Source organism: Thermoproteus sp. CP80 (genome assembly GCF_002077075.2).
In the GTDB taxonomy this organism is placed as follows: domain Archaea; phylum Thermoproteota; class Thermoprotei; order Thermoproteales; family Thermoproteaceae; genus Thermoproteus.
The window spans coordinates 1-25933 of sequence record NZ_LCWM02000009.1 but is presented as its reverse complement, the minus strand read 5'-3'; the positions used below and the strand labels follow the sequence as shown (position 1 = coordinate 25933).

The 25933-nt window shown below is 59.2% G+C and carries 28 protein-coding genes, 1 tRNA gene and 1 rRNA gene; 13 read left to right on the top strand and 17 right to left on the bottom strand.

What is annotated here, in order from left to right:
- Positions 1-49 precede the first annotated feature (49 nt).
- On the bottom strand, positions 50-382 hold the full coding sequence (locus tag B7L68_RS03020; protein WP_081246210.1) for a DNA-directed RNA polymerase: 333 nt from the start codon (positions 380-382) through the stop codon (positions 50-52).
- Between the two features lie 158 nt (positions 383-540).
- On the opposite strand from B7L68_RS03020, the gene B7L68_RS03015 reads away from it, so the two are divergent.
- Both B7L68_RS03015 and tgtA read left to right on the top strand, forming a co-directional pair.
- Positions 541-969 carry an Lsm family RNA-binding protein gene (locus B7L68_RS03015; protein ID WP_081246209.1) on the top strand — a complete coding sequence of 143 codons (429 nt, stop codon included), beginning with the start codon at positions 541-543 and terminating at the stop codon, positions 967-969.
- The gene (gene tgtA / locus B7L68_RS03010; RefSeq protein ID WP_081246208.1) at positions 966-2513 is read left to right on the top strand and encodes a tRNA guanosine(15) transglycosylase TgtA; all 1548 of its coding nucleotides are present in this window, start codon (positions 966-968) and stop codon (positions 2511-2513) included. The genes B7L68_RS03015 and tgtA overlap by 4 nt, the downstream gene beginning before the upstream one ends.
- On the opposite strand, the gene B7L68_RS03005 is transcribed toward tgtA, so the two are convergent.
- From B7L68_RS03005 to B7L68_RS02990, 4 genes are read right to left on the bottom strand one after another with little or no spacing between them, the layout of a single operon-like run.
- Positions 2461-3162, bottom strand: coding sequence for a proteasome assembly chaperone family protein (locus B7L68_RS03005; RefSeq protein WP_081246207.1), 702 nt, complete (start codon positions 3160-3162; stop codon positions 2461-2463). The two genes, tgtA and B7L68_RS03005, sit on opposite strands and share 53 nt — an antisense overlap.
- Positions 3146-3649, bottom strand: a complete 504-nt coding sequence (locus B7L68_RS03000; RefSeq protein ID WP_081246246.1) for a transcription factor — start codon at positions 3647-3649, stop codon at positions 3146-3148. The genes B7L68_RS03005 and B7L68_RS03000 overlap by 17 nt, the downstream gene beginning before the upstream one ends.
- A gap of 29 nt (positions 3650-3678) precedes the next feature.
- Positions 3679-4881, bottom strand: a complete 1203-nt coding sequence (gene hflX / locus B7L68_RS02995) for a GTPase HflX (RefSeq protein ID WP_081246206.1) — start codon at positions 4879-4881, stop codon at positions 3679-3681.
- Positions 4871-5350 (bottom strand): multiprotein bridging factor aMBF1, encoded by a 480-nt coding sequence (locus B7L68_RS02990; RefSeq protein WP_081246205.1) that lies wholly within the window; start codon positions 5348-5350, stop codon positions 4871-4873. The genes hflX and B7L68_RS02990 overlap by 11 nt, the downstream gene beginning before the upstream one ends.
- A gap of 17 nt (positions 5351-5367) precedes the next feature.
- Between B7L68_RS02990 and B7L68_RS02985 the strand changes: the two genes are divergently transcribed.
- Positions 5368-5859, top strand: a complete 492-nt coding sequence (locus B7L68_RS02985) for a PUA domain-containing protein (RefSeq protein WP_081246204.1) — start codon at positions 5368-5370, stop codon at positions 5857-5859.
- A 510-nt stretch (positions 5860-6369) separates the two neighbouring features.
- Positions 6370-6515 (top strand) — tRNA-OTHER (locus B7L68_RS08615).
- A gap of 75 nt (positions 6516-6590) precedes the next feature.
- Here the strand turns inward: B7L68_RS08615 and B7L68_RS02980 are convergent.
- Together B7L68_RS02980 and B7L68_RS02975 are read right to left on the bottom strand one after the other, a co-directional pair.
- On the bottom strand, positions 6591-8108 hold the full coding sequence (locus B7L68_RS02980; protein WP_081246203.1) for a hypothetical protein: 1518 nt from the start codon (positions 8106-8108) through the stop codon (positions 6591-6593).
- Between the two features lie 593 nt (positions 8109-8701).
- A complete protein-coding gene (locus B7L68_RS02975; RefSeq protein WP_081246202.1) occupies positions 8702-8896 on the bottom strand; it encodes a hypothetical protein in 195 nt (64 codons plus the stop codon).
- 445 nt (positions 8897-9341) lie between these two features.
- Here B7L68_RS02975 and B7L68_RS08950 point away from each other — a divergent pair, with 445 nt between their 5' ends.
- Entirely contained in the window at positions 9342-9587 is a 246-nt protein-coding gene (locus tag B7L68_RS08950) for a hypothetical protein (RefSeq protein ID WP_238136297.1), read from the top strand.
- Positions 9588-9694: 107 nt separating this feature from the next.
- On the opposite strand, the gene B7L68_RS09025 is transcribed toward B7L68_RS08950, so the two are convergent.
- Positions 9695-9823 (bottom strand): hypothetical protein, encoded by a 129-nt coding sequence (locus B7L68_RS09025; RefSeq protein WP_255408298.1) that lies wholly within the window; start codon positions 9821-9823, stop codon positions 9695-9697.
- A 170-nt stretch (positions 9824-9993) separates the two neighbouring features.
- Positions 9994-10506 carry a hypothetical protein gene (locus tag B7L68_RS02960; RefSeq protein WP_081246201.1) on the bottom strand — a complete coding sequence of 171 codons (513 nt, stop codon included), beginning with the start codon at positions 10504-10506 and terminating at the stop codon, positions 9994-9996.
- A gap of 90 nt (positions 10507-10596) precedes the next feature.
- Here B7L68_RS02960 and B7L68_RS02955 point away from each other — a divergent pair, with 90 nt between their 5' ends.
- Positions 10597-10908, top strand: a complete 312-nt coding sequence (locus B7L68_RS02955; RefSeq protein WP_081246200.1) for a hypothetical protein — start codon at positions 10597-10599, stop codon at positions 10906-10908.
- 1 nt (position 10909) lies between these two features.
- Here B7L68_RS02955 and B7L68_RS02950 read toward each other — a convergent pair whose 3' ends face one another.
- Positions 10910-12613, bottom strand: coding sequence for a S16 family serine protease (locus B7L68_RS02950; protein WP_081246199.1), 1704 nt, complete (start codon positions 12611-12613; stop codon positions 10910-10912).
- Positions 12614-12741: 128 nt separating this feature from the next.
- On the opposite strand from B7L68_RS02950, the gene cobB reads away from it, so the two are divergent.
- Together cobB and B7L68_RS02940 are read left to right on the top strand one after the other, a co-directional pair.
- Positions 12742-13473 (top strand): NAD-dependent protein deacetylase, encoded by a 732-nt coding sequence (gene cobB / locus B7L68_RS02945; protein ID WP_081246198.1) that lies wholly within the window; start codon positions 12742-12744, stop codon positions 13471-13473.
- Complete coding sequence (locus B7L68_RS02940) at positions 13461-13850, top strand: DUF123 domain-containing protein (protein ID WP_081246197.1); 390 nt, start codon at positions 13461-13463, stop codon at positions 13848-13850. The genes cobB and B7L68_RS02940 overlap by 13 nt, the downstream gene beginning before the upstream one ends.
- Here the strand turns inward: B7L68_RS02940 and B7L68_RS02935 are convergent.
- Complete coding sequence (locus B7L68_RS02935; protein WP_081246196.1) at positions 13782-14513, bottom strand: MBL fold metallo-hydrolase; 732 nt, start codon at positions 14511-14513, stop codon at positions 13782-13784. The genes B7L68_RS02940 and B7L68_RS02935 overlap by 69 nt on opposite strands.
- Before the next feature lie 29 nt (positions 14514-14542).
- Here B7L68_RS02935 and B7L68_RS02930 point away from each other — a divergent pair, with 29 nt between their 5' ends.
- Positions 14543-14950 (top strand): hypothetical protein, encoded by a 408-nt coding sequence (locus tag B7L68_RS02930; RefSeq protein WP_081246195.1) that lies wholly within the window; start codon positions 14543-14545, stop codon positions 14948-14950.
- On the opposite strand, the gene B7L68_RS02925 is transcribed toward B7L68_RS02930, so the two are convergent.
- Positions 14951-15919, bottom strand: coding sequence for a thermopsin (locus B7L68_RS02925; RefSeq protein ID WP_238136296.1), 969 nt, complete (start codon positions 15917-15919; stop codon positions 14951-14953).
- Between the two features lie 168 nt (positions 15920-16087).
- Between B7L68_RS02925 and B7L68_RS02920 the strand changes: the two genes are divergently transcribed.
- Both B7L68_RS02920 and B7L68_RS02915 read left to right on the top strand, forming a co-directional pair.
- The gene (locus B7L68_RS02920) at positions 16088-17938 is read left to right on the top strand and encodes a protease pro-enzyme activation domain-containing protein (protein ID WP_081246194.1); all 1851 of its coding nucleotides are present in this window, start codon (positions 16088-16090) and stop codon (positions 17936-17938) included.
- A 91-nt stretch (positions 17939-18029) separates the two neighbouring features.
- The gene (locus B7L68_RS02915; RefSeq protein WP_081246193.1) at positions 18030-18287 is read left to right on the top strand and encodes a hypothetical protein; all 258 of its coding nucleotides are present in this window, start codon (positions 18030-18032) and stop codon (positions 18285-18287) included.
- Here the strand turns inward: B7L68_RS02915 and B7L68_RS02910 are convergent.
- Genes B7L68_RS02910 through B7L68_RS02895 form a run of 4 tightly spaced genes read right to left on the bottom strand, consistent with a single transcriptional unit; the run spans position 18269 to position 21625 of the window.
- On the bottom strand, positions 18269-18967 hold the full coding sequence (locus B7L68_RS02910; RefSeq protein ID WP_238136295.1) for a queuosine precursor transporter: 699 nt from the start codon (positions 18965-18967) through the stop codon (positions 18269-18271). The genes B7L68_RS02915 and B7L68_RS02910 overlap by 19 nt on opposite strands.
- Positions 18968-19007: 40 nt before the next feature.
- Positions 19008-19814 (bottom strand): menaquinone biosynthesis family protein, encoded by an 807-nt coding sequence (locus B7L68_RS02905; RefSeq protein WP_081246192.1) that lies wholly within the window; start codon positions 19812-19814, stop codon positions 19008-19010.
- A gap of 21 nt (positions 19815-19835) precedes the next feature.
- A complete protein-coding gene (locus B7L68_RS02900) occupies positions 19836-20558 on the bottom strand; it encodes an MqnA/MqnD/SBP family protein (RefSeq protein ID WP_081246191.1) in 723 nt (240 codons plus the stop codon).
- Positions 20549-21625 carry a CofH family radical SAM protein gene (locus B7L68_RS02895; protein ID WP_081246190.1) on the bottom strand — a complete coding sequence of 359 codons (1077 nt, stop codon included), beginning with the start codon at positions 21623-21625 and terminating at the stop codon, positions 20549-20551. Before B7L68_RS02895 ends, B7L68_RS02900 begins: the two co-directional genes overlap by 10 nt.
- A gap of 122 nt (positions 21626-21747) precedes the next feature.
- Here B7L68_RS02895 and B7L68_RS02890 point away from each other — a divergent pair, with 122 nt between their 5' ends.
- The gene (locus B7L68_RS02890) at positions 21748-22740 is read left to right on the top strand and encodes a CofH family radical SAM protein (RefSeq protein WP_081246243.1); all 993 of its coding nucleotides are present in this window, start codon (positions 21748-21750) and stop codon (positions 22738-22740) included.
- Here B7L68_RS02890 and B7L68_RS02885 read toward each other — a convergent pair.
- Positions 22737-23909 (bottom strand): amidohydrolase family protein, encoded by a 1173-nt coding sequence (locus B7L68_RS02885; protein ID WP_081246189.1) that lies wholly within the window; start codon positions 23907-23909, stop codon positions 22737-22739. The two genes, B7L68_RS02890 and B7L68_RS02885, sit on opposite strands and share 4 nt — an antisense overlap.
- Positions 23910-24206: 297 nt before the next feature.
- Between B7L68_RS02885 and B7L68_RS02880 the strand changes: the two genes are divergently transcribed.
- Positions 24207-25933 (top strand): 16S ribosomal RNA (locus B7L68_RS02880); the annotation flags it as partial.

The following is a 25933-nucleotide window of genomic DNA, read 5'->3' as shown; positions in this document are numbered from 1 at the left end:
GGAGGAATAAGCTTGGTGTATATTAGGGCGGAGTAGTCGGTGGGAGTTGCTATGAACTAAACTTGATGCCAATATATAATTTATCACCAACGTTATATAGCAAATCTATTTTTATCTTAAATATTAAACCGCCAATAGATATATAGGAAATATTATTATTTTTGCTATACAAAATACCCCACATATATATATCGTATTTATTTTTATAATTTTCATCTTTATTTTTATCAATATTAATTATAATTACATCATTTTTATTCATATTTAAATTTAAAAGATCTAGTGGAATTTCCAAATCTGCCTCTGCATCGCCGCTGAGCAGTATCCGTTTTAAAGAGCCCTCCAAGTTCCTTATATCTTCGACTTTTTCCTTAAACTGCATGTGTTTCCGGAATTGTTGAAAATATAAAGTTTTAATTCCTTCTTTTCTTTCACTTTTATTAAAGATATAATTGATTTAATAGATTTATATAGTATGTATTAATAAAACACAAAATTACGATACGAATAAAGCTTTAAAACTAATATGTTGACCACCGTATGTCTGTACTCGCCGAGGCCAATAAAAGGTTTATCGCCGAGATTAACAACTTGCTGGGTAAGGAGGTTATCGTAGGTCTTCACAACGGCGAGGAGTATAGAGGCGTGTTGCACGCAGTGGATAGCCAGTTAAATATAATTCTTATGAATTCAGTAACAAAATCTGGAAATAAATATCCAAAATCATTGTTAATATCTAGGTATATTGTATATATAAATTCCGTGGAGAGAGAAATAGATCTAAGGGGCTTCGCGAAATATGCCGAGAAGTTCTTCCCTGGCATGGTGAAATACATCGAGGAGTCCAATATAGTGCTCATCAGCGATAAGGTCAGGGTGAGCGAGATAGGCATAGAGGGGTCGGGGCCGCTGGCCGAGAGGGTCAAACAGATATACGAGGAGTTCGTCAGGAGGCAGCGCGGTGAATGAGTTTCGAGCTAGAGGCGAAAGACCTTCTGGGGAGGGTCGGAAGGCTCTACACGAAGTCCGGCGTATTGGAGACCCCTGCCATATTCCCCGTAGTTGACCCTAAAAAACAAGAAGTTTCATTAAAAATAATAGAAAAATATTTTAAAAATATTATAACTAATTCATATTTTATATATAATATTTTTAGAAAACCTATAGATGTAAGGAGGCTCCTCGGGTGGAACGGCGTCGTGATGACGGATTCAGGCGCCTATCAGTTGATGAGATATGGCGTAATAGAGATAGAGCCCGACGAAATACTTAGATACCAGTTTGAGATCGGAAGCGATATAGGCGTGATGCTGGACCTTCCGATGGACTCCGAGGAGTCTTACTCCTCGGCCTCCATAAAGGTGGAGGAAACTCTGAGGAGGGCTCTAAGGGCCGTCGAGATGCGCGGCGAGCTGGGCGACATGTTGCTCGTGGGGCCTATACAGGGCGGAATCTACGGAGATCTGCTCGTCAGATCGGCCAGGCGCATGTCCGCACTGCCTTTCGACATATATGCGGTGGGAAGCCCCACAACGCTTCTGGAGGAGTACCGCTTCGACGAGATTATAGAGATGGTCCTGAAGGTCAAGCTGAACATGAGGAGGGAGGCGCCTCTTCATCTCTTCGGCGCAGGCCACCCCCTCATACTGCCCTTCGCGGTTGCCGCGGGCGTAGACCTCTTCGACAGCGCGTCGTATGTGCTCTACGCCAGAGACGACAGAATAATGTTGAGGGACAGGACGGTGAGGCTCGACGAGGCTAAGATCGACTACCTTCCCTGTAGCACCAAGCTCTGCGAGAAGCCGGTCGAGGAGCTTAGGGAGATGTCCAAGCTAGAGAGAACCGAGCTCATAGCGGAACACAACTTGGCCATACTAAGAGAGGAGATCCTCGAGATCAAGCAGAGGATACATGAAGGCACGCTTTGGGAGTATCTCGAGGAGAAGGCGCGCGCCCACAGATCTCTCTACAACGCGTTGAGGAGGATGGGGAAGTACCTGAAGCTATTGGAGGAGTACGACCCCGCGACCCATCCGGAGCCAAGCGGCCTGCTGTTCTTCGGCGATACCTCCTCCTATAGGCCGGAGCCGTATAGGCATAGGATAAGGGTCAGATATTACTATAAGCGTCCGGATAGGCCAGTAGCTATACTATTAAAGGTGGATTTTAAACCTTATAACAAATCGTGGGAATATATATATTTAAATAAAATATTAGGCGAATTTAGAAAGTACATACATATTTATTTCATAGATGACATATTCGGCGTAATCCCTGAGGAGGTGGCAGAGGTGTATCCCCTATCTCAGCACGAGTCTTGGGGCGCCTCCGAGGCTCCATACGACGATATAGCGCATATATCTAAGGTATATAAATATATTATAGCTTATAATTATTATTTAAGCAACAAAAATATTATAATTACTAATAATATCGATGATATAGTTTCGATCTTAAATACTATATATAGTAATGCGACTCCTCCCTCTTGGTCTCCTCAAGCTGGCGCCTGACCTCGGCGTACTCCCTCTCCAGCTCCTCAGCTAGTTGCCTCAGGTCGGTCGTATCCACGCGAACGTCGAAAAGCCGGCTGAAGTGGTCTAGAGCCACGCTGGCCGCCTGCGGGTCCGCCGGCCTGTCCGCATAGGGCAGTATTACCAGAGCCGGGAAGCCCCTCATCTCGAAGTGGGATAGGAGGAGCCCCAGAGGACCTACTATCTGTAGACCTTGCTCCAGCCGCCTGCCCTCGAGGGGGTAGCCGGCCTTTATATAGGGCGTTGTGTAGGCTACTCTCAATAGATCGCCCTGCTCCCGCCTAAATCTGCCGTCCAAGCCGCCGAAAAGCACCGCCAGCTTGAACCCGCTTCTGACGACCCACTCGGATAGGGCCTCAACGAAGTCGTAGACGGCGTCGTCGATCAGGCCGTAGTTGTTGACGACGCCTGTCACCTTACCGCAGGAAAATATCTCGGACTGGAGCGCCAGCCTATCGCCCTCGTAGGCAACCACGGGAGGCATCTTCTTGTAGCGCACGTAGCCCACCACGTCGCAACTCCTCGAGAGGTGCTTAACCGCTATATGTCCCACTATCCCTACTCCGTGAAACCCCGTAACGAAGATCTCCTTAGCGAAAGGCTTAATTACATTAAATACTACTCGCATATTTCTCAAGTTTTTCAATAACTTTAGTTATTCTATTTATTTCATCTATATTATTTATATAAATTAATTGTACTTTACATATAGGGCAAACGCCGTTGTATGCCAGCTCCTCGTCGAGCGAATAGCGCCGATGACAGTTCGGGCAGACGTAGTAGGTCCCTTCGGCCAGAGCTCTCACCAGGAGGGCCAGCTTCCCTGAGACCAACTCTATCCTCTTCTTTATGGCGTTGGCTATCACCACGTCGTCGACATACCAAGCGTACTCGATCCTATAGTCGGGCGTGGTCGTCTTGACTACGCCTATCATGTTGCCCTTAGCAAGAAACTGCAGAATTCTCCTGGCCTCTGCCGTAGATATATTCATCAAGATGGCTATTCGGTCGTCCGAGAGCCGCTCCTTTCTTGAGTACAGCATCTCAACCATCTTGCGGGCCAGCTTGCCGTATTCGGGGCTGTTGAACTCGAAGGAGACGTTACGCTCAACCATTATGAGATAGGCGTTGAGCCTCTCCTCGCTCACAGGACTCTCCTCAGCTCGGTATATAAATTAAGAGACGAGCTCTCGAACCGCTTGACTTCGCCCATCTTGACCGGGAGGTACGACTTCCCGTCCAGCATGAGCCCCCCGATCGGGGGCCTCGCCTCGTATATCGCATATCCCGGCGTCTTCCAGAAGAGCAGAAGCTTGAGCGTATTGATGCCGAAGCCCGTCAACGCCGAGACGGGCACGAAGAGGGAGAAATGCCTCCTGACGATCGAGGCCTTCTCGACCAGCTCGGAGAGGCCAACCCTATCGACTTTGCTCAAGACGGGGAGGATCTTCTCCCTATATACGCCGATGGTCGACAGCACGTCGAGCGAGGTCTGGAGCTCCCTCGCCAGCTCCCCCTCGTCGTCGGATACGTCGACCAGCAGGAGGACCAGATCGGCGTCGGCGACCTCTTGCAGAGTGGAGTAGAACGACTCTATTAAAACCGGCGGCAGATCCTCGATGAAGCCTATGGTGTCGGTCAACACCAGTTCCTTCCCCCATAGGTTTATGCGGCGCGAATACGTGTCCAGCGTGGCGAACGGCTTGCCGTCGACGTATTTATGCTCCGCCGTTAATCTGTTGAATAGAGTGGTCTTCCCCACGCTGGTATATCCCGTCAACACGACCTCGGGCACGCCGAGATCCCTCCGCCTCTTCATAAGCCCGACCCTATCCTCCCTCATCCTATCGAGCCTCCTCTTTATGTGGGAGATCCTGCTCACCATATGCCTATAGTAGGCGTCGACGGCGTACTCGCCCGCGCCCATATAGCCGATCTGCTCGCCCATCTTTGCCCTCCTGAGGTACTCCTTGACCAAGGGCAGTTGATACTTGAGCGACGCCAGCTCGATCTGCAGCTTGGACTCTATGCCGCCGGCCCTCCGCTCGAATATCTTGAGTATCAGCAACACCCTATCCATGACATCGACGCCCAACCTCCTCCTCAAGTTGTACGACTGGAGCGGCGTCAGCTCGTGGTAGGCCACAAAAATGTCGAAATCCATGCCCGCCACCTCGTCGAGCTTCCCCCTGCCGAGATAGAAACGGGTATCCCGCTCTCCGTACTGGGCCACTACGCCGGCCACCTCATAGCCGGCCACCTCAGCCAAGGCCTCGAACTCGGCGAGCCTTCTGCCGAGCCTCCTATCCCTGGGGCCTACATAGGCGAGAAGGGCCCTATTCCTCATCTCTCACCTCCGCCACATCGCCCAGCGTGAGCTCCTTCCTGGCGGGAGCGCCCGCGTCGGCCTCCCCTTGTTGCGCCGGCACCAACAGCTTCACACCAAGCGCCTTCTCGAGCTTCCTAGCCAACTGGACGTCGGGCACCAGCTGGCCGCTCTCCACGCGCCTCAACACGCTCTCCTTGACGCCCATATAGGAGGCCAGCGCCTCTCTACTGAGGCCCATGGACTCCCGCGCCCTCCTTATCACCTCGGCGTACTCCTCGACGACCTCGTACCTATCGGCGGACCTCCTGGCGGCGGACGTGCGTCTGGGCGGAGGCGGGGCCACGCGCCTCTGTGTCTGCGGCTCGGCTGCCGAGACGGCGCCGTAAGACGCCGCGCACCGCCTACAGACGTGGAGAACCGCGTTGTCGAGCTTCACTACATAGGGCTGCCCCTCTATCGGGGCGCCGCAGATGTCGCAGTACAGCATTAATAGGGATTCGATACATGGTTAAAAGCATGACGCCGGAGGAGCACGCCTATGGGCTTTTGACATACATATATGGATATAAAAATATAGATATAGATAAAGATAAAATAGAAATAAAATATAATAAATATAAAAGGATAAAATATATATATTATGAAGGCAAGCCGATATTTGCATTCAGAAACAACGACGGATATCTCTTGCCCCTAGCCGAGGCGGCCCCCTACATGAAGGCCCCCTATGTGGTCGTCGACAGGGAGACGGCTAAATTTGTGTCGCAAGGACGTAGCGTCCCCGCGAAGTTCATCAAGGCCTACTCGCGCGGCTTAAGGCCAAACGTCGAGGTCCTCGTACTCGACGAAGACGGGAAGCCCGTCGCCGTCGGCAGACTTCTATACAGCATGAGAGAGCTCACGTTGAGGAGAGGATATGCCGTGAAGCCCAGGTCCAGGCTGGCCGAGACCCAGTCCGGGACTCGAGCCCAGACCCCGCGGAGATCTAACGCCTAGGAGTCCCGACAGGCCGGACGGTCGACCTGTCCACACGGCCGCAGACGGCCTCCACGCTCAAGACCGCCGCGCACGGCCTCCGGTCGCTTTAGCGGCACGTCAGCCCCTCGACGCGCCGAGGACCTCCCGCCGACGTGCCCGATCAATTGCGCCATCCCTCCATGGCCCATCGGGCCGACTCGGAGGGCGGATCTATGCCGGAGGCAGCTCCGGATACAGGCCCCACGCTCTTCTTGATGCGACGGCCGGGGGATCCCAGTGGTCTCGGGTTTAGAATCCATGCAGAGGCCGCCCTCAACGAGGTGGGGAAGCGCTAGCCGGAGCGTAGCTATGTACGTTATGCATATTACGGCTAGAGCCAAGACAAATAACAGAGGGGATCTGAGCGGAGGACGCGCGAGGGCTAGCCGCCGCGTGAAGCCGTCGAGACGCCGAATAGCCGCTAGCAGGGGGCCTAGCCGTCAACGTTGGTGGAAAACTTAAAAACAAGAAATATATGTAAAGAGTAAGGCCCCGGTGGCTTAGCGCGGTAGAGCGCCCTGGGGCTAAGCCCCGCGTAGGAGTGGGCGTCGCGCTACCGCCGACGTCCACGGCGGACCTTGTAAGCGGGAGGTCCCGGGTTCAGGGGAACCCGCCCAAGAATCCCGGCCGGGGCTTCCAGCGAGCTCTTTCCGGCTATCGTCGGCGCGGCCGGACGTCGGCCGATTCCGTATACCGTCGTCGGTTCTACATCACACATCGGCCAAGCTCGGCGTTTCGGTTCGATATCGGTCAACGCATAGCGATGTCGAGGCGACAGAAAGGCATTGGGAGAATAAAAAGGGGTGCCTTTGCAAGATCTTTTCGGCGAGTTCCCTCTGCCTCTGCGTGCCGTTCTTGGCCTTCTCGGCGAGATAAAGCGCTACGGCCCTCCTGATTTCGCCGTCCCTCTCCGCCAGCCTCAAGAGGTCAGCCGTGGCTATATACACCGTGTAGCCGGGGTTAGTGCGGACGACGTTAGGCTTAAGCCCGGCCGACTCAAGCCTCCCGGCGACGGCGAGCGCCCTCCCGAGATCGCGGACGTAGCGTTCGGCCAAGAGCGAACCGCCCCTACCATTAACGAGACGTAAGGACATCACGACACCCGCCACAGCCACGGCGCCTCTCCTCTGTCCGTCCTCGGCATGTGAGAACTGCTCCGTAGGGATCTCGCCGTTTTGCCCGAACGCCTCCCTAAGGACGTCTATGCCCCTCTTCCTTGCCTTCAGCTTGTAGGCCGCTCTGAGGGCGTCGTCGGTGGCCAGCTTTATCTCAATCCACTTGTGGGCCCTCAGCAGATCCAGCAGCACGCCGTATACGCCGGCCGACTCCCTAAGCCTCCTAAACGCCTCCTTGCCTCTGGCGACGAGGGCCTTTTCTGCGCCTATGCTACTGCCCAACCTCCAGGGCTCCTTAGCCGCAATAACAAGCTTGTATTCGCCACTTAACACCTCGCTCCGTTCGGCTTTGCCGTCGCCAAGCCACATGGTTAGCAAGGGCGTCCATTCGCCGCGCCTGAGGTGGCTAGCCACCAGATCTACGGCCTCCGCCTTACTCCACCTTTGCATCCAGCCCCTCGCTGTGATAACCACTTCCACGCTCGCCCCCTCACGCGTTAAGTTGACCGAGGCGACATACGCGCGGAGCGCCCCGTATCTCGTCGCAACCCAGGCGAACACCTGCCAGGGTTGTGTAGTGCCCATGTAGGGTCGGCCGCCATCATTGCCCTCATCGCTCGCCCTCCAGCCCAGCTGGAGCAGCTCAAGCCGCTCACGCGGAAGCTTGAGTATGTCGGGGAAGCGTGTCTTAGCTGTTACGCCGCGGATTATGATGCGCGGAGCGAACCCCTCTCTTACATACATCCATGCCCCGTCCGGCGCGTACAGCCTGTTGCCCTTCATCCTGTAGGTGCCGTCGACAACGGCTTTGTATATAGACGCCAGCTTCTCTTTTACTTGCCTCTGCGCCTCCAGCAGGAGGCGTTTCACCGCGTCCCGGAAGTGGAGGAGTTGCCCCCTCTCCTCCTCTGTGAGCGGGAACGCCTCGGCGATCCCCCGCGTCGCGTATTCGACGTAGGCGATCCACGCCTTAAATACCCAGTCCACGGGGCCGCGGAGGACCCCGTGGTTGGAGACATGCTCAAGAACCTCCTCTATTACAGGCCCCTCGGCCGGCTTAAGCGCGAGCTTAAGGCGACGTCTAGGTTCGTCCGTGGAGAGTTTCCTCTCCATAATCTAGGTTAGAGAAGGCCGTTTTATTGATTCGATGCGCCGCCTAGAGCGTTAGGTGGGACACGTTTCGAATCCCTCTTCGCGGCGTCGGCCGCGGGGAGCATCTGCGCCTCCGCGCATACCGCCAAGTTGAACCGCCTCGCCCACCTCTCGGCGGATCCGCCAGCGCTTACAGGGAACATCCATGAAAAGCCCGACAGGGGGCTAGCCCCCTGTCAAACCTTTCTCATGCACTCCCTGTAGGCGTCGGCGGATCCGCTGAGGGGCGGATCGACTTACCAACGCACAGCGGAGCGCACATGGATGACGAATTCGGGCGGTGCTGCGTCGCATGCACGAACCGCTGCGCGGACGGCTGCCGCAGGGACCCCGCGATATGCCCTGGCGCCCGGGGGCCACGGAGCGCGTTGGGCTCCGCCCCGCCGAGCGCAGGCCCGCCGACATCGACGTGGAGCTTAGTGATATGGAGCCGGCAGACTGGGAATAACCCCCCTCTTTTTCCCCGCACAAGACGCCGGCCCTAAGCCGAGGCGAGGAGGAGGCGCCGAAAAAGTCGAACCAACGCGCCGTCACTATAAAGGGAAAAAGGGGAATTATTCGGGGAAGAACACCAGATCATGCACCAAAGTTCTCAGTGCCTTCATCTCGGCGTCCATGAAGGCGTATAGGCCGCGCCTCGCGAAGGGGTCGTCCTCATCCGCCAGCATTTTGGCCATCTCCATTATCTTATCCGCCTCGTTCAGTATCTCCAGCGCTATTTTCCTTTTCTCCTTCCCCCCTCTCTCCATGCCCATAAGGCCCTCCGGCCGCAAGACGATCGGCGGCCTCCTACGCCGGGCCGGAGCCGCGATGCCGGCGGGAGGCGCAAGTGGAACCGAGGCGGTTGAGGAGGGAGGTACAACAGGGTTATTATAATGCGAGTTTTCACAAGACGGCAGCGCATATGCGTGGCGCGGTTCCCAGCCGTGCCGGGCGTTACGAGCATGTGGGCTCCGGGTCATCGCGGGCTCCGCACGTGCCGTAGCTGGTCGCGCCGAGGCGCGCCGCAGAAGAGGTTATCTTTGGGCGTGGGCATTGCCGTGATAGATCCCCGAGGAGCTCACCAGGCTGGTGCTTAAGTTCTCGGTGAGGGAGGAGGGAGGCGCGGTGTTGAGGCGTTGTTTTAGGTTCAGGGTTGATAGATGACCCTCTACCCCAGTTTCACGTCGCCCCTCCCCGAGAGGAGGCTCCTACGTGAAGAAATTCGGCGTGAGGAAAGGCGTTGACGCCTCGGCCGACCCGCGCCTCTCGGGCGGATGGTGCAGCCCCTGGCGCTATGTAAACGACGTGGATAGAGACGTGGAGCCCGCCGTGTGGGGGCTGCTGGATAGGTACGGAGACTGCGTGGACCTCTCGATATCGCCGGGTGACGAGGGCTTGATCTTCATAGCCGCGTTTCTCGCCCAGAACACCGCATACCACACCAACGCGCTCAGATAGACCAGCGCCTTGTTTTCCCGGAGCGAGCGCCTAGACGAAGCCGCCGGACTGGCGCCGTCCGTCGGGAACAGCTACCAGCTGAGGCGTCTGCCGGCCGCCTTAAGCGCCTACCTATCGGCTGGGCCCAGAGATAGGGCGGACCTCCTGCGGATCCCTGGGGTGGGCCCGAAGGTTGTGGGCCTATATCTGCTCTTCACGGGGAACACCTCGGCGGTTCCCGTGGATAGGCACCTCATGAGGCAGGCCCCCGCCTGGGGCTGGCAGGCCGCCCGACAAGAGATACTGCGCCAGATACGACTGCGCTGCCTGCCCTCTGGGGTCCATCTGCCTGAGGGCGAACGCCGCCCGCAAGCTGGGCAGATTGCGGGCTGGGTTCAGACCGTGCTGTATATGCCGGATAAAGGAATTAAGCCTGAGGCTCGCCGGCCCTGGTCTCGCCCCTGGCGCCCCGCCTCCCCCTAGGCCTCGGAGGGGGCTGTCTCGGCAACACGGCAAAGCCTAGAGGCCAGCCGTAGACTCTATCCCTCTGCTCGCTGGAGGTCGTATGGGTCTCGATGGAGAAGCCCGACCTGAACACAAGAGGCTCGTCGATCCAGACCGCGACCTTCTCGGGGTAGTAGGCTATGGGCTCCACGAACCACTCGACGGCTCTGCCGCCCTCCACAAATCTGACGTAGTCGAAATACTCGTCGTAGTTATAGAAGCCCCATATGACGACGAGCGAGGCCTCCGTTAGAGGCGGGTTTATCCTCCCTAGGGCCAGGCTGTAGCCGTACTTGTCCGCATCTCCGCCGTATATATGTTTCGGCGCGAGCGGCTCGACCCTGGCTCCCACCTTTCTGGCGTGGTCGGAGGCTATGCTGTAAGACCTCCGGATTATCCTCTCGGCGTCGGCCCTCGACAACGGGAGCAACCACATGGCCCCGCCCCGTCGAGGGGCTTATAAATATTAATAATGCGATGGATTAAATTAACCGTCACATTTTTAGAGGGGGGAGTAGAACGGACCATGCTTCTGCCTCTGCTTGCCCTCACGGCCGTCGCGATACTGCTGGGGCTTGCCATGAGGAGGGTGAGAGATAGGGCGTTGGCGGTGCTGGGCGTCGTCGGCTTCTTCCTGATAGCCATACCGGCGCTTTTCGTCAGCGGAGGCGTGGTGGAGAGAATAGTGGCTGCCGTATTTGCCTACTCGCCGTATTGGGAATATGTACTACCTCTGCTGACCTTCGCCGTAGCGCTGTTGTTGCCCACCAAAACCCAAGGCGGGACCTCCCGCAGAAGATCCAGGGAGGTTTTTAGGGCAGAAAAGGAATATTGGTAATTTATTTCTTTTTTATAGAAACTATAATTACAGATATTACAAATACTATAAGTATTATGGAAATTATATAATTAGTTAAGCTGGAGCCTGCCGGCGACGTGACCGCCGGAGGCGGCGCGAGCGTGGGCATGGTGGTCGGGGCCTTGACAACTATATAGGTGGAATTCAGGGAACATAGAATGTCGCCTATGGCCGCGGCGTACATAGAGGCCTCTTCATACATATACAGAGCGGTCACCACATCGCTGTTAGCATAGTAGTCGCCGAACTGGACGTAGCTGAGCGGAAGTATGTTGGGGGACCCGCAGGCCGCCGCCCTATATATATTCTCGAGGGCCGTCTGCCTCTCGACAGGCGCCAAGCTCTCGGCGCCTGGAGATGCGAGCGCGTTCTCGGCCAGAGATATCGTGTCGAGAGAGGCGGCGAGCGAGGCGAGGTAGTGCCTGCTGGAATAGAGACTCTGGGCCAGCTGGAAGCTCTGCCCCAGCTCGGCCATCAGATCTGAGGGCAGTTGAGATCCGTACGTCGCCGTCACATAGGAGTACATCACGTATGCGTACTCAAGATACGTCTCGGCCATATCCCTCAGCGAGCTCTCGTTGACCGCGCGGCCGTAGGCCAGCATTTCCGCCGCATTTATCCAGGGGGGTAGCGTCACAGCGCGCGCATACATAAAGGCCGCATCTGGATTCGAGGAGTTGGCTTGCTGATATATTTGATAAATTCTTTCATATATACCTATTATAATGCCTAAATTATTAGAAGTTATAGTTATATTATTAGAGATTTTTTCATAGGTTTTAGCGAGTTTTACGGCATCATTATAGAGAGCATTGGAGCTCAACGCCCCGCTCGACACCTGCGACAGGTAGTACTTGTATATACCGTTGAACAGCAGAGACGCCGCCGTGTAGTACTGGCCTCCGGCCGCTGCAGACGAGATCGCGCTCATGTTGGCGTAGACATCTGCCGACTTACCGGTCGCGTTTTTGTATATGGCGAGAACCTGTTGGTAGAGATACCTAGACACCTCGTCGAACGTGGTCGTGTTGAGGTACGACGGGCCGTAGGGCAAAGTCACGTTGTAGCCCGTAAGATATAGTATCGCCTGCTGTATTGTGGCCACAGGCACCACCCGGACGCCGCGCACGCCGCTGGCTTGGTCCTGCTCGCCTAGAGGCACCAAGACCAGCTTTATGCCGTTCTGGGCGGCCGCCGCCACCTTGTCCCTAACGCCGCCGACCCATCCTATGGTCCCGTCGGGCAGAATTATGCCCGTCATGGCGGTGTCGTTTCTGAGCGGAAGCCCCTTCATGAGGGCGAAGAGAGTAGCCGTGATGTAGCCGCTGGCCGACGGGCCTCCCACGCTGGCCTCGAGGCCCGTGACTCTCAACAACGCGGTGTAGTTGGCCGCAGGGACGTCGGCAAGCCTGGCGGCCACGTACAGCGCCACTTGCGCCGACGGCCCGAAGCCCTCCCCGGCCTCGGGGACGCCGGCGACGTAGGCCCTGCCGTTGCCGGGGGAGAGCAGAGTCACCTCTATGGGGACGAGGGCGCCTCCGCCGCTGGAGCTCACCGCCAGCGCGTTGATGGTCGTCGTGCCGATAACCTGCACGGTCTGTCCGGGCCTTAGCGGGGCCAGCGTCAACGCGGCCGCCGTGAGCGCAGCCGCCATCAAGACGGCGAAGATCAGCGCCCATCTCATGCGCCGATCAGCATTTCTCAAATTTAAAGGTTGCTCACATCGGGCGAGTTCAGCGTAGGTCCAGACGCACATCCGCCCTTCACCTAAGCCTGGCTCATCACCTAAGGTTAAAAGAGGCCTCAATTTATATGGAGGAGGTCGCCAGAGCGCTGGCCGCGAGCAAGTCCGCCGTGGCCTTCACGGGAGCCGGCGTCTCGGCCGAGTCCGGCGTGCCGACATTCAGAGGCGCCGGAGGCCTCTGGGAGAGGTACAGGCCGGAGGAGCTCGCGACTCCGGAGGCCTTCGAGAGGGACCCCGACCTGGTGTGGCGCTGGTATAAATGGCGGCAGGAGCTGATCTATGCAGCAGACCCCAACCCGGCCCACCTGGCTCTAGCCGAGCTGGAGAGGCTTGGAGTCCTGAAGGCCGTGATAACCCAGAACGTCGACGGATTGCACCGGAAGGCGGGCTCGCGGCGCGTCGTGGAGCTCCACGGCAACATATGGCGCGTTAGATGTACGTCGTGCGGCCGCGAGTTCCCCGTGGAGAAGCCCGTGGGGGAGATACCGCCGCGGTGCCCCATCTGCGGCGGCCTGCTCAGACCTGCCGTGGTCTGGTTCGGCGAGCCCCTGCCCCGCGGCGCCTGGGAGGAGGCCTTGTCCCTTGCGTCCTCGGCGGACTTCATGCTCGTGGTAGGGACGTCGGGCGCGGTCTACCCCGCCGCGCACATACCCCGGATCGCCAAGAGGAACGGCGCCGTCATTGCCGTCGTGGATCCCGGCGAGACCGCGCTGGACGATATAGCCGACTTCAAGATACGGGGAAAGGCGGCCGAGATACTGCCGAGACTCGTCGCCGAGGTGAGGAGATGTCTTACCTAGTTCTGTTCAGATGCCCTAGCTCCGTGGTGGAGACCAAGGCGAGGAGGTTCTATCTGGACGAGGGGCTCTACGCATATGTCGGCTCCTGCGGCGTCTCGTGCCACAAAAGGATCGCCAGACATCTGAGAAGACCCGCCAGAAGGCATTGGCACGTCGACTATCTGCCCTGCGAGGCCGTCGCGGCGTTCGCCACGCGCCTGAGGGAGTCCGACCTCGCGGCACGGCTCTCGGCCTGCGCCGAGTACGTCAAGGGCTTCGGCTCCACCGACGACAGACGCGCGCCGTCGCATTTATTCAAGGTCGGGTCGCTAGCCCAGCTTCTTGACGCGATATCTGCCGTCCTTCACGACAAGCCTGGCCAGGCCGAGCTCCGCTAGGTATTTGGCGAACGCTATGCCCTCCTCGGCCAGCCTGAGCGGATCCCCCTCCCCCCTCGCGCATAGAGCCATCGCGTAGGGAACGCCCTCGGAGGAGCACTCCCCGTAGGCCCTCAACAGGCTCCTCAGACGGCCCTCCAGGATCTCCGCATATTGGGCGGCGGTGGTGGGGGGCTCGTGGGCAGGGTAGGCCGCGAGGCCGCCCAGCGAGCGTAACAGGGCTATTACGCGCCTCAGGGAGCCCACGCTCACTACCCAGCCGCCCACATCGCCCACGAAGATTCCCTCCTCGGTCTTGAAGCAGGTATGGCCCCACGTGTGGGATCCGCAGGGCAGCACCTGCGCCGAGAATTCGTCCAGATCGACCCAGCCGGCCGCCATCCTCGCGAAACGCGCACGGGCGCCCGCGGCCTGCACCTCTCTGGGGGGCGCGCCCGCCCTTCTCAGCACCGCGGCGACGTAGCCCCTAAACCTCGCCCCGTCGGTCAGCATGGCGACCTCGAAGGGATTCGCCACGACGGCCCGCGGAGATATCTTGTCCAGGCCTGAGATATGGCCGGCGTGGTGGTGAGTCAACAGCACGTACTTGACGTGGACGGGCTCGGAGACATCCACCGACACGCCCCCTATAAGCCACGAGGCGCCGACGCGGCTAGGCCTCACTTTTTTATACTAAGGACAGCGATAAATTTATGTCGTCCGACTGGACGGCAAGGTTTATAGCCGACGCGGAGAAGTTGTTCGGGATATCGGCCAAGGAGCTCGCCGAATTCGCAGACGCGATGTCCAGAGGCGACGAGAAGGCGGTCGCCGAGTGGGCAGAGCGGAACAAGATAGGGGAGAAGGACTTCCTGGTCCTCTCCACCATGTACGTCCTCTACAAGACGGAGGACAAGGTGTCCGGCTTGTTGGAGGGGCTGGAGCTGAGGGTGGACGAGGCAGTCGCCTTCGTCGGTAGCCTGACGGCCCAGCTCGTCAACGGGCTGGGCGCCGATAAGGGGAGGACGTTGCTGGCGCAGATCTTGCTGGCCGCCGCCCTACAGATAGAGGACAGAGAGACCAGGGAAAAAATAGCGGAATTCGCCGGATCCCTCCTCTAATCACCAGAGGGCGCTCCAGCTCTCGGAGCCTGGATATAGGTAGGCTGTGTAGGACCCGACGGCCGTATCCGCCATGCCGGTCACGGTCTCGGCCGTATCGGCGCCGTAGTCGAACGCGTGAGGCACCGACACCAGCTTAGTCCCGTTGAGGAACTGGAGCGTGTAGTACGCCTTGTAGGCCGACGGCGACGCGTTGGAGCCTCCGCCGGGGCCGCCGGTGACCAGCTCGGCGTCTTCATAAAGGCCGCTGGGCAACGTCGTGTACCCCTCTACGTAGAAGGCGGCGGACTGGACGGGCACCTTGACCACCACGCTGTCATATTGGACCACCTTCCCGCCGTATATGAAATAGAAGTTTATCACGGGGTATCTCTGCGAGTTAACCGAGACCGTCACGAAGAGCGATACCTGGAGAGGATATGCGAAGGATATCGTAGACGGATATTGGTATGCATAGTAGTTCTGGCCTTGATATGTATAGATCTTGCCGTTACCGCTCACCCCCTTCAACACGGACTTGCTTGAGGTTAGGTTCCAAATATTGTCGACTATGTTCATCTGGTTCGTCGCTGTGTTTATAACTGCGACGTCTTGAACCCAGAGGTATGCGCTCTGTCCATTAGTCTTGGTGTAGTTGAGGACTACGTTTAGCTGTATCGAGAAGCTGTTTGGATAATACCTGCTGTTAGACGTGAAGCTGGCGGTATATATTGTGAAGTTGCCCATGAACTCGCTGGTGGAGTACTTGTAGGGCGTCTCCACCGAGCCCGAGTAGTAAGCGCCGTAGTCCGTCACGCCGACGGGAGCCTGGTTGCCTGAATACCAGGAGGGCGGCAGCGTGACCTGCATATGGGTGGAAGGCGGCCTCACGGGAGGGAAGGCGGGAGGTGCGCTCGGCACAGATGCGATCCCGACCAGATATAGTGTCACCAACACCATTGTTATTGCGATTACTTTCAATTTGTGCATATTGGACGGATCTGATGGGTTTTTAAATATTTCAATATATTGAATAATGTCTATAAATATTGTATAAAATATTTTGATAAGAACTTTAGCGATTTAATTACAAAATAATTATTATACGGTGATATATCAAATTATCAATACTTAAAAATCCTATATTTTATTCTCTTTATGGCCAAGAATCTACTGGTAATCGCATCGATGTTGTTCGTGGCCGTGGCGGCGGCCCAGCCGCTCTACCTAAGTTGTAGCCAGACGGTTCCCGGCGTCGCCCAGAACGCCACGGCGCATCTGATAGTGTGGCTGTGGCTGAGCAACGCGACCACGCCCAACGGCCTGAACTACCTCCTCAACCAGCAGTACTACGTGCCGTCCAGCCCCTACTACCATAAATTCATAACGCCGCAGCAGTTCGCCCAGTGGTACAGCCCGCCTGCCCAAGTCTTCTCGTACGTAGAGAGCGTTGCGTCGTCACACGGCCTTAATACAATCGGTATGTATCCAATGGCCGTAGTGGCCAACGGCACGGTCTCGGCGGTGCAGGCGGCGATAGCCGACCTGCAGACGGCCCCCAGCTCGATCGCCAAATGGATCATAGTCGGCGAATGCATACCTGTAGGGTACTTCGCGGCGGGCAGTAGCCGCGCGCCTGCCTACAGGCCGGCCTACGTGACCGCCAACGTCGGAGATCTGTCGCAGGCCCTAGGCAACGTGACCTATGTCGGCGGGTTGCCCCTCCAAATAAGGTACAGGGACTTCGAGATATGGCTCCCCAAGGGCCTCCAGTTCATATATGACGAACTGCCGTTGCTGTCAGGCGGCGCGGACGGCAGAGGCGTGACCATAGGCATAGTGGACGCCTTCGGCGACGTGAACTTCACCGCGGCCTATAGGTACGTATACCAAGACGCCGCAGCCTACGACCTCGCCCTCTTCAACAAGCTGTTCGGTCTACCCCAGGCGCCCCTCAGCGTGGTCTATCCCGTGGGCATGCCGATGATAACGCAGTACAACCTCGGCTCAGCCCTCGGCTGGTCCTACGAGACGGCGCTAGATATAGAGTACGCCCACACCATGGCGCCCGGCGCCAACATCGTGCTGGCGGTATCGCCCGACGCAGGCGACGATCTGTTCATAGCGGTGGAATATCTGGTCAACAACTCCATGGCGAACTTCATAAGCTTGAGCTGGGGCGCGCCTGAGGATGCGTACATAGCGCCCCCGCCAACGCCGCAACTCCTGTATGCATACGACGAGATATTCATGCAAGCGGCGGCCGAGGGGATAGGCGTATTCGCCTCGTCCGGTGACTGGGGCGCCTTCGACATATTCTGGCAGTACCTCGGCCTGCCTATAGAGCCCAGCGTGTTGTATCCGGCCAGCGACCCCTGGGTGACAGCCGTGGGCGGCACGTCGCTACATGCATATGTCTCAGACGGCTTCATAACTAGGGTGGAAAGCGCGTGGAGCTGGAACTCCCGCTACATGTGGGGCTCCGGCGGCGGGTACTCCTTCATATTCGGCGAGACGCCGGGCCAGGCGATGGCCGGAATAACATACCAACGCCCCATCGTCTACGAGCCGACCCTCAGCGCCCTTTACGGCTATAAGTACTTCTTCTACCCCGCGGGCCATAGAGGGGTGCCCGACGTAGCCGCCGACGCGGATCCCTACACGGGCGTGCTCATAGTGATCAACGGGAGTCTGCTAGGCCTTATCGGCGGCACGAGCCTGGCGTCCCCGCTGACGGCTGGAATGACCGCCGCGATACAGAGCGGCCTGCCTGGGTTCAAGATAGGCCTGCTGGCGCCGACCCTCTACGCGGCCTACGCCAGAAGCCAAGCCCCCTACGTCGAGGGGACCGTGATACCTACAGCGGCCTTCTACAGCGGCCTCCAAGGCGTGTTCTTCCCGACGTACGGAGGCCAGAATGGCCTCTACACGGTGCTTATGCAGCAGTGGAATCCCGTGACAGGCTTAGGGCAGCTCAACGCCTACGGCCTCTATTTAGCTATAAAATAGGATAATACTCATTTTTATGTAATAATAAAAATTATTATTTTTAAACAATGACTTTAGCTATGGGAAAAATTTTTAAGGCAGATTATAGTTCATGGAGGTGCTGATTTTAGTGGCCCATCTGGGCTGGCCCGACGAGATATCCTCCTATATAAGCAAGTCGCCGAACGTCAGCGAAGTTTACAGTTCGCCCTCGGGGTACATAGTTGCGAGGGCCAGCGTCGAAAGCCCGTCGGACCTCAAGGCGTTGCTGGGCCGCATCAGGAGATGCCGCGGAGTGCTCAAGGTGGAGTACATGGTGGCGAGGCGGTCGGCGGCCGCGCGGAACCGCGGTCAAGAGGCCCTCTCGTAGGCCTGTCTCAACAAGTATTTTCTGTTGAGGTACACGACGCCGACCACGACAGGCGCCATGGAGATCTTGGATATGAGCAAGCCGGCGGTCGCCGTCCAGAAGACCTGCGGGGGCAAGACGCCCCAGAAGGCTATGGGCATGAACACCAAGGTGTCGACGGCCATTGCGACCGGATCCGAGTAGAAGACTCTCTTCCAGATGGCCCCGCCTATTCTGGCGACCATGTAGGCGTCTAAGGTCTCCGCCGCGAGGTAGGCTATCGGCGAGGCGAAGGCCACTCTGGCCGATGTGGAGAACACGGCCTCGTATATCGAGTTGGGCGCGACGGGGGAGGGGAGATACACCACTATGTAGTTGACGGCGGTGATCAGCCACTGCGAGAGGAAGCCCGCCAGGACCACGTTCCTGGCGTAGTGGAACCCCTCCCTCAGGACTATGACGTCGAGCATCGCCACGGTCGCTATGTAGGTCATGGTGCCCGCCGGCACCAAGAAGCCCAGGTAGTCGGTTATCTTGGAGGCCGCGTACTGCGAGACTGTGAGAAGCACCATGTAGAAAGCTATGGCGAGCACCGTCGGGTCTATCCTCACGAGCCTCAGCAAGGCTCTGTACATGGCCGCCGTCAGGCCGAAGGCCGCCAGCGCCTCGAGGAGAAGGGCGATCTCCATGGAGACCTGCATAGAGCCCCCTTGATGCAGGTCGTTAAAAATTTTCCCTGCGTCAAACGAGCTCCGCCTCGCCCAGTTCGACGAGACCCCGCCTCCTGGCCTCCGAGAGGAGCTCCTCGACGGCCTCCTCCCCCCTCCTGCCCATATCCTTGGTGTACTCGTTTACGTACATATCCACGAAGCGCGCCACGTCGTCGAGGGGAAGCCCCCTGGAGAACCTTGAGGCGTAGCCCAGGGCCTGCTCCCTATGGGTCTCGGCATATCTTATCGACTCTAGGAGGAGCCTTTTCAGCTCCTCGGCCGCGTCGAGGCCCAGATCCTTCCTGACCGCGTCCACGCCCAGAGGCGTGGGGAGGCCCTTCTCGCTGAGCCACCACTCGCCTAGGTCCACCACCTTCCTCAAGCCGAGGCGCCCGTAGGTGATCTGCCCCTCATGTATGAGGACCCCTGCGTCGACCACGCCCGCCGACACGGCGTCGAGTATCTTGTCGAAGGGCACCTCGACGGCCTTGACGCCGGGCATAGCCATTTTGAGCAAGAGCGCCGCGGTCGTGTATCTGCCGGGCACCGCCGCCAGCCTTATGTCGTCGGTCCTACGCGCCGTCACGACGACAGGCCCGTATCCGTCGCCCATGGAGGCGCCGACCCTCAAGACGTAGTACCTATCGGTGAAGCCCAAGGCCGCCGTGCTGAGGGCGGTGAAGTCGAGGGCCGCGCCGCCCACGGCCAGCTTGTTGAGGGTCTCTATATCGGCCAGGAACTCCCTGAAGGCGAAGCGGCTCTTGACGGCGCCGGACGCTATGCCGTAGAACATATAGGCGTCGTCCGCGTCGGGGGAATGGGCCAGGACCAGCTCCATGGCCCCGCCGCCGTCCCTATTTTAAATTTGCGCAAAGCGCAGGGGAGGGAGGCCCAAGATCTCCGCCTCCTTCCTCATCGCCTCGGACACCGAGCTGTTGACCAGATACCGAGAGCGCTGGTAGTACTCCTCCACGAGCCTCCTGCCTACTGAGAGCCTCCTAGCTACGGCGTCTATCAAGGGGCCCGGGTTCTCGTAGAAGCTGGCCACCGAGTTCTCCATCTCGGCCACCGCCTCCTCGAAGCCGGAGGCGCCGGGCCTGGCGGCCAACACCGCGAAGACCAGAGGCGAGCCAACCCGCTCGCTCCACAGCTCGCCCACGTCCACCACGTGGGGCACGCCCCTATCGGCCATCCTCAACGCCTCATCGCCCACCACCAGCACCTGCGAGCAGGCATCCAAGGCGCGCCAGGGGTCGTCCACCCTCTCGAACTTGAGGCCGAGGAGGACCGACAGAGCCCTGGCGCTGACTGTCGTGTCGCTGACGGCGCAAGGCCCGCCGCGGCCGCGCCCCGCGAAGAGACGCGACGAAATTATGGGCCCCACGCTGTAGATGGCAAGACGCGGGATTATCGGCAGGCCGTGCTCAGCCGCGAGGGTAATCGGGACGAAGCCTATATCCGCAACGCCGCTGAGCAGCAGACCGGCGGCCTCGACGTTGCCCGCCTCGATGGCCTGCACCTTGGCCCTCCAGAAGAGCGGCTCGCTGTGGGCGTACTTAATTCTGACGACCTTCAGAGCCATCGCAGAACTCTGTGGAAGGTGTCCCTCAGAGCCGGCCTCCTCCCGGCCTCTCTCGCCAATGCGGCGAGCTCCTCAGCAGTGGCTCCGTGCCTGGCCCCGGCGGCCGTCAGCACCGCCTCGTTGTACATGGTGCCGACCAGGTCGTTCGCCCCAGCCAGGAGCAGGGTGGAGGCGACCCTCTTGCCCGTCGAGAGCCAGTAGGCCCCCACCTTGAGCCTATCCAGGAGTATCAGTCGGGCTATCGCCACGACCTTGACGTCGTAGGCGGCCGGCGCCATCCCCCTCACGACGCCCCTCGCGTAGAGCTCGGTGTTGAGCGGGTTGAACTTGACGGGGATGAAGAGGAGGAGGCCGCCGGTCTTCTCCTGGAGCTCCCTCACCCTGTATATATGGTCCACCACGTGCTCCGGCCTCTCCACGTGGCCGTACAGCATGGTGGCGTTGCTGGGGATGCCCAGCCTGTGGGCCAGCTCCGCTATGCTCAGCCACTCCTCGCCCGAGATCTTATGCGGCGAGACCGCCTTCCTCACCTCCCCGGCGAATATCTCGGCGCCGCCGCCGGAGATGGCGTCAAGCCCGGCCTCCTTCCACCGCTCCAGCACCTCCCTCCACGACATGCGCCAGAGGCGGGAGTAGTAGTCGACCTCAGCCATGGTGGGCCCCTTCACGGCCACGCCGGGCGCCGCCCTTTTGACCGACCTGAAGAGCCCCTCGAAGTACTCTATATCGAGCTCGGGGTTGAAGCCCCCGTTTATATGTAGCTCCGTCACGCCGAGCCTCGCGGAGGCCTCGGCGACGGCCTTGGCCACCTCCTCCGGCCGGCGGGTGTACGCCTCGGGATGCCCCAACGGCCTGTAGAAGGCGCAGATGGGGCACCTCGCCACGCAGACGTTGCTGTAGTTGATCACCACGTTGTTCACGAAGGTGACCGCGTCGCCCCATAGCTTGAGCGTCACCTCCTCGGCCGCCTTGGCCAGCGCCATGAAGTCCCCCTCGGCGAGCAGCTCGACGGCCTCGCCCCTGCTCAAGCCCGAGAGGGCCGCCTCGACGATTTCGCGCGGCTCCATCGACAGCTACGACATGTATTTAATTAATGAGGCGCCGCGGAGGCGCTAATTATTAAAGGCGGAGTCGCCGGGTTGCCGTGGACGTCGGGGAGCTTCTGGGGCGCGACCTCTGGGAGCTCGGCATGGAGGCCTGGAGGCTCAGAACCAAGCTGTACGGCAGAACCGCCACGTACATATCGAGCATGGTGCTGAACTACACCAACATCTGCGTCGTCGAGTGCGACTTCTGCCCCTTCTGGAGGGCGCGGGGGGACGGGGACGCCTATGCCCTCGCGGTGGGCGACGCGGTGAAGAGGGTGCTCGCCGTCGACGCCGAGCACGGCCTCAGCCAAGTTCTGATCCAGGGAGGCATCAACCCCGAGATAGGTATCGAGTACTTCGAGGAGCTCTTCAGAGCCATCAAGGCCAAGGCCCCCCATATAGCCATACACGCCCTCTCGCCGCTCGAGGTGGACTACCTGTCGCGGAGGGAGAGAATGACGTGGCGCGAGGTGCTGGAGAGGCTGAGGGAGGCCGGCATGGACTCCATGCCCGGAGGAGGCGGCGAGATACTGGTGGACAGAGTGAGGAAGGAGATATCGCCCAAGAAGATAGGCGCGGAGGTCTGGCTGAGGATCATGGAGGAGGCCCACGGGCTTGGGATACCCACCTCGGCCACGATGATGTACGGCCACGTGGAGGGGCCCGAGGATTGGGCCGAGCACATACGCAAGATCGCCGAACTGCAGAGGAAGACGCACGGGTTCCTGGCCTTCATAGCGTGGAACTACGAGCCCGAAGGCAACAGGCTGGGGGCCAAGGTCAGATACCCAAGGACGTCGGCGACGTTGCTCAGAATAGTGGCAGCCGCCAGGCTGGCCTTCACCGGCGAGTCGTTCATACCGCATATACAGTCCTCCTGGCTCACGAACGGCCCCGAGTCGGCGGAGCTCGCCATGTATTTCGGCGCCGACGACTTCGGCGGGACTCTGTACGAGGAGAAGGTGCTGGAGGGACAGAGGAGGAGGTCCCCCATAGCCACTAGGAAGGACGTCGAGGAGCTCATAAGGAGGGCGGGGTTCCAGCCCGTCGAGAGGGACAACTGGTACAGACCGGCTCGCCCCGGCCGGGGCTAGGCCACCGCCTCGCCCGTATCGAGGAGGCGCAGAACGCCCCTGGAGGCCACCGCCACCGCTCTCCCGAACGCCCTCAGGCCGACCAGCGGCGAGAACCTGCAAGTCCCCCTGAAGTCCCGCTCCGAGACCGCGAACTCCTCGAGCCGGAACACCGAGAAGGCGGCGGGGGCGCCGGGCCTTAGGGATACGTCGAGCCCGGCGAAGCGGGCGGGCCTGAAGGAGTAGAGCCGCAGCACGTCGTCGAGGCCGAGGAGCCCATCCCGCCAGAACCTCAGCAGGAGGGACGACGCTACGTCCAGGCTGCAGATGCCGGGGGGCGGCGAGCCCGAAAGCTTCTCGTCCAGCGCGTGGGGGGCGTGGTCAGTGGCGTACATATCGACCGCGCCGGCCAGGAAGAGGGTCAGGAGGCGCCTCCTCTGGTCCTCGGAGCGGAGGGGAGGGTTCACCCTGCAGAGAGGGCCGGAGCAGCGGTCCGAGCTGAGGAGGAGGTGGTGCGGCGTCGCGTCGAGGGTCGCCAGCCCCCTCAACGCCTCGACCGTATAGGGCAGAGAGACGTGGGTGATATGTATCCTGTAGCCCCGCCGCGCATAGACGGCGGCCCGATCGGCGCATCTGGCCTCGGCCTCCGGAGGCCTGCGCCCAGATATATATTGGGGATCCTCGCAGTGGAACACGGCGGTGCAGCCCAGCTCTCTGCATCTGTCGAGAAGGCGCTCCACATGCGGCCAGCCGAACTGGGCCACGTCCTCGGGATATATCTTGACCGAACCGGGCCTCGCCGCCTCCAGCTCCCCGAGGTCCTCCGGGACGCCCATATGGACCCCGTAGAGTATAGGCAGGGAGGAGCCCTCGGCCAGCCTCCTGGCGTAGAGCCCCGCGGTCCTTATGTGGGGCCTGGTGTTAGGCATGTCGAGCACCGCCACCACGCCGCCCGCCAGCGCCGCCGCCGAGCCGCCGGCCAGCGTCTCCTTGTGGGAAAGCCCCCAGTCCCTAAAGTGGACGTGTATATCCACGAAGCCCGGCAGTATGAGGTGCCTCCCCGAAAACTGGAGGACTCTGCACCCCTCGCCCCTCCCCCTAAGCGACTTAATTACGCCGCCCTCGACCAGCAGAGATACGTAGCGGACGGCGCCCCCTACATAGGCCTTCCCCTCAACCACGAAACACACGGAGATGGAAACGCCCGCCCTTATATCCGTCCGAAAGAGATATAAACAGGATAATAACGGAAATAGATAGCTGGGGGGAGAGATAGCGAAAAGTATTTAACTAGTTGCATTCAACAGATAACGCGCCTTTATCCGTGTGGCCGAGGCGGGGCCTCGGCCGAACTACCCTCATGTTCCTCCGATGTCCCCTCCTGGGGCTAGCCCGGGCGGGGGCGCGGAGGAGAAAACCCCACGCCGCCGTACGCGCGCGGAGTCCGGGGTGGTCCCGCCCCCGAGGGCGGCCTGCGGCCGCTCTCGAAACCGGTTGATCCTGCCGGACCTGACCGCTATCGGGGTGGGGCTAAGCCATGCGAGTCGCGCGCCCGGGGCGCCGGGCGCGGCGCACGGCTCAGTAACACGTGCCCAACCTGACCTCGGGAGGGGGACAACCCCGGGAAACTGGGGCTGATCCCCCATAGGGGAGGGGCGCTGGAAGGCCCCCTCCCCCAAAGGGATCTCGGGCGATCTCTCGGGATCCGCCCGAGGGTGGGGGCACGGCCCATCAGGTTGTTGGCGGGGTAACGGCCCGCCAAGCCGAAGACGGGTAGGGGCGGTGAGAGCCGTGAGCCCCGAGATGGGCACTGAGACAAGGGCCCAGGCCCTACGGGGTGCAGCAGGCGCGAATACTCCGCAATGCGGGAAACCGCGACGGGGCCACCCCGAGTGCCGGGCGAAGAGCCCGGCTTTTGCCCGGTGTAAGGAGCCGGGCGAATAAGCGGGGGGTAAGTCTGGTGTCAGCCGCCGCGGTAATACCAGCCCCGCGAGTGGTCAGGGTGATTACTGGGCTTAAAGCGCCCGTAGCCGGCCCGGCAAGTCGCTCCTGAAATCCTCGGGCTCAACCCGGGGGCAGGGGGCGATACTGCCGGGCTAGGGGGCGGGAGAGGCCGCCGGTACTCCGGGGGTAGGGGCGAAATCCTATAATCCCCGGAGGACCACCAGTGGCGAAAGCGGGCGGCCAGAACGCGCCCGACGGTGAGGGGCGAAAGCCGGGGGAGCAAACCGGGCCCAGGTCGGCGTTGCGTAAGATTTAATATACTGAAGCGTAGCAAAACGCCATGGAGTGCGACAGACGCTCGGCCATAGAGTTGCTACCGTTTATTCTCTCCGATGGCGGCATATATCGTGGGAAAGAACTTTACTTCACCACCACAGATACAGCCCTAATAGAACGCTTCAGACAAGCCGCCGCAAAGGCGTTTAACTACAAGGGCTATGTCGTGAAGAGAAGTAATCACTCCTACGTAGTGAAAATAAAAGGAGAAGGGTACGTGAGGCGTATAGCAGAAGTTGCACCAGGAATTTTATGCAAGCCCAGATGTGGAGTTACCTTGCCAAGCGACTTATATGAAGATTTAGACCTCGCCAGGTGGTTTATAAAGGTTCTGGCATCGTGTGACGGTGGCGTCTCGGTGTCGCTTGGCAGAAAGGGTAAGTACAAGTTCTTGGTAAGAAAGGTATTCATCACAGCCAAGAGTGTAGACATAAGAACACAAGTTATTAACATTCTGAGGGAGCTTAAGTTTAATCCTCACGATGACAAGGAAAAACATGTCTACCTCAGCGCAAAGAACGACATCATATGCTACGCCAAGGAGATTAGGTTTCTTGACGGAGTAAAAATAACCCGCAACTCCAAAAGATTCCATGGACTTGAGAAAAACCATCTCCTAGATCTGATCGTCCAGTCCTACGACGACCCGCGCGTATTAACCCTCCTTTTTCAATCCCCCTCATCTTTACTTCACCAAGCCGACCTGGCCCGGGCTCAAAGGGGATTAGATACCCCTGTAGTCCCGGCTGTAAACGATGCGGGCCAGCTGTCGGCCGGGCTTAGGGCCCGGCCGGTGGCGTAGGGAAACCGTTAAGCCCGCCGCCTGGGGAGTACGGCCGCAAGGCTGAAACTTAAAGGAATTGGCGGGGGGGCACCACAAGGGGTGAAGCTTGCGGCTTAATTGGAGTCAACGCCGGAAACCTTACCCGGGGCG

What these genes read in the sequence shown, in the direction of transcription:
- B7L68_RS02900 (WP_081246191.1), bottom strand. Translation starts at nt 20,558, where the DNA reads ATGGCTCTGAAGGTCGTCAGAATTAAGTACGCCCACAGCGAGCCGCTC.
- cobB (WP_081246198.1), top strand. Translation starts at nt 12,742, where the DNA reads ATGGAGGAGGTCGCCAGAGCGCTGGCCGCGAGCAAGTCCGCCGTGGCC.
- B7L68_RS09025 (WP_255408298.1), bottom strand. Translation starts at nt 9,823, where the DNA reads ATGAGGTGCCTATCCACGGGAACCGCCGAGGTGTTCCCCGTGAAGAGC.
- B7L68_RS02960 (WP_081246201.1), bottom strand. Translation starts at nt 10,506, where the DNA reads ATGTGGTTGCTCCCGTTGTCGAGGGCCGACGCCGAGAGGATAATCCGG.
- B7L68_RS02915 (WP_081246193.1), top strand. Translation starts at nt 18,030, where the DNA reads ATGGAGGTGCTGATTTTAGTGGCCCATCTGGGCTGGCCCGACGAGATA.
- B7L68_RS03005 (WP_081246207.1), bottom strand. Translation starts at nt 3,162, where the DNA reads ATGCGAGTAGTATTTAATGTAATTAAGCCTTTCGCTAAGGAGATCTTC.
- B7L68_RS03000 (WP_081246246.1), bottom strand. Translation starts at nt 3,649, where the DNA reads ATGGTTGAGCGTAACGTCTCCTTCGAGTTCAACAGCCCCGAATACGGC.
- B7L68_RS02975 (WP_081246202.1), bottom strand. Translation starts at nt 8,896, where the DNA reads ATGGAGAGAGGGGGGAAGGAGAAAAGGAAAATAGCGCTGGAGATACTG.
- B7L68_RS02990 (WP_081246205.1), bottom strand. Translation starts at nt 5,350, where the DNA reads ATGCTGTACTGCGACATCTGCGGCGCCCCGATAGAGGGGCAGCCCTAT.
- B7L68_RS02985 (WP_081246204.1), top strand. Translation starts at nt 5,368, where the DNA reads ATGGTTAAAAGCATGACGCCGGAGGAGCACGCCTATGGGCTTTTGACA.
- B7L68_RS02905 (WP_081246192.1), bottom strand. Translation starts at nt 19,814, where the DNA reads ATGGAGCTGGTCCTGGCCCATTCCCCCGACGCGGACGACGCCTATATG.
- B7L68_RS02895 (WP_081246190.1), bottom strand. Translation starts at nt 21,625, where the DNA reads ATGGAGCCGCGCGAAATCGTCGAGGCGGCCCTCTCGGGCTTGAGCAGG.
- B7L68_RS02980 (WP_081246203.1), bottom strand. Translation starts at nt 8,108, where the DNA reads ATGGAGAGGAAACTCTCCACGGACGAACCTAGACGTCGCCTTAAGCTC.
- B7L68_RS02890 (WP_081246243.1), top strand. Translation starts at nt 21,748, where the DNA reads ATGGAGGCCTGGAGGCTCAGAACCAAGCTGTACGGCAGAACCGCCACG.
- B7L68_RS03020 (WP_081246210.1), bottom strand. Translation starts at nt 382, where the DNA reads ATGCAGTTTAAGGAAAAAGTCGAAGATATAAGGAACTTGGAGGGCTCT.
- B7L68_RS02910 (WP_238136295.1), bottom strand. Translation starts at nt 18,967, where the DNA reads ATGCAGGTCTCCATGGAGATCGCCCTTCTCCTCGAGGCGCTGGCGGCC.
- tgtA (WP_081246208.1), top strand. Translation starts at nt 966, where the DNA reads ATGAGTTTCGAGCTAGAGGCGAAAGACCTTCTGGGGAGGGTCGGAAGG.
- B7L68_RS03015 (WP_081246209.1), top strand. Translation starts at nt 541, where the DNA reads ATGTCTGTACTCGCCGAGGCCAATAAAAGGTTTATCGCCGAGATTAAC.
- B7L68_RS02920 (WP_081246194.1), top strand. Translation starts at nt 16,088, where the DNA reads ATGGCCAAGAATCTACTGGTAATCGCATCGATGTTGTTCGTGGCCGTG.
- B7L68_RS02950 (WP_081246199.1), bottom strand. Translation starts at nt 12,613, where the DNA reads ATGAGATGGGCGCTGATCTTCGCCGTCTTGATGGCGGCTGCGCTCACG.
- B7L68_RS02940 (WP_081246197.1), top strand. Translation starts at nt 13,461, where the DNA reads ATGTCTTACCTAGTTCTGTTCAGATGCCCTAGCTCCGTGGTGGAGACC.
- B7L68_RS02930 (WP_081246195.1), top strand. Translation starts at nt 14,543, where the DNA reads ATGTCGTCCGACTGGACGGCAAGGTTTATAGCCGACGCGGAGAAGTTG.
- hflX (WP_081246206.1), bottom strand. Translation starts at nt 4,881, where the DNA reads ATGAGGAATAGGGCCCTTCTCGCCTATGTAGGCCCCAGGGATAGGAGG.
- B7L68_RS02925 (WP_238136296.1), bottom strand. Translation starts at nt 15,919, where the DNA reads ATGCACAAATTGAAAGTAATCGCAATAACAATGGTGTTGGTGACACTA.
- B7L68_RS02955 (WP_081246200.1), top strand. Translation starts at nt 10,597, where the DNA reads ATGCTTCTGCCTCTGCTTGCCCTCACGGCCGTCGCGATACTGCTGGGG.